Annotated in this window: 2 protein-coding genes; both read left to right on the forward strand. The window is 71.7% G+C overall.

The window, feature by feature from the left end:
* The coding region (locus ACFQEU_RS16440; RefSeq protein WP_465261174.1) for a DNA replication complex subunit Gins51 at positions 1-357 on the forward strand (357 nt) is incomplete at its 5' end.
* A gap of 39 nt (positions 358-396) precedes the next feature.
* The coding region (locus ACFQEU_RS16445) for a DUF998 domain-containing protein (RefSeq protein WP_379783901.1) at positions 397-1087 on the forward strand (691 nt) is incomplete at its 3' end.

The raw sequence follows: 1087 nt of genomic DNA on the forward strand, positions 1-1087 counted from the left end.
GGCGGGACGGCCACCCCGGCAGACGATACGGCCGACAACGACGGTCCGACACCGGTCGAACCCGAGCCGGCACCGCCCGGCGCACCGGGAGCGAACGGGTCGACCACAAACGCGACGTCCGCACACGAGCCGGCGGACGGGACCGACTCGGGCACGGGTAGGGACTCGGCGAGCACCGGCGGTGGAGACCGACCCACTGACGCCGCGCGCGAGACGGTCCGGATCACCCGCGACGTGGGCGCGATACTGGGCGTCGACGAGCGCGAGTACGAGCTCACGAGCGAAGACATCGTCGACCTCCCGACGGCGAACGCAGAGCCATTGGTTCAGCGGGACGCCGCCGAACGGATCGACTGAGCGGCGGAGTTTTTACCCGTCACCGCGTCAGCCGAACGCATGAGCGACGCGTCGACTGCCGGCGACACCCCGCCGACTGCCGGCGACACCCCGCCGACTGCCGGTGACGACCCTCCGGAGACAACGGAATCCGGGACCGCCATCCTCGCCGTCGATCCGCGCGTGTTCGGCGCGGCCGCGACGCTCCTCGCGCTCGGCGGGATCGCGGTCGCGGTCGCCCTCGATCCGGGGTTCTCGTGGACCGGCGACGCGCTCTCGGATCTCGGGGTTCGTGACCGAAGCGCGCCCGTCTTCAACGGTGGACTGATCCTCGGCGGCCTCGTCGGGATCGGCTATGCCATCGGGCTGTGGCGAGCGGCGGATCGACCGCGGATGACGAGTCGCCTCCGGGCCGTCGTGTTCGCGCTCGCGATGATCGCGATGGCGGGCGTCGGACTGTTCGATCTCACGCAGCCCCTTCACGGCCCCGCCGCGGTAGGCTTCTACGCGCTGATCACGGTCGTCTTCGGGATCGACGGCATCGCTCGACGAGGGACTATCGGGGGCCGGGTCACGCTCGCGTTCGTCCCGATCCACGTCGCCGTCTGGGCGACGTTCGTCGCCGGCTGGTGGCCCGTAACGGGACTCGCGCTCCCGGAGCTCCCGGGCGCGCTCATGCTGGCCGCGTGGGTGTGGCTCGTCGGGCCGTTGCCCGTCGTCGAGAGCAGTAGGGATGCTGCCGGCGACGCCG

The sequence above is a fragment of the Halorubrum tibetense genome (assembly GCF_042661865.1).
Classification (GTDB): Archaea; Halobacteriota; Halobacteria; order Halobacteriales; family Haloferacaceae; genus Halorubrum; species Halorubrum tibetense.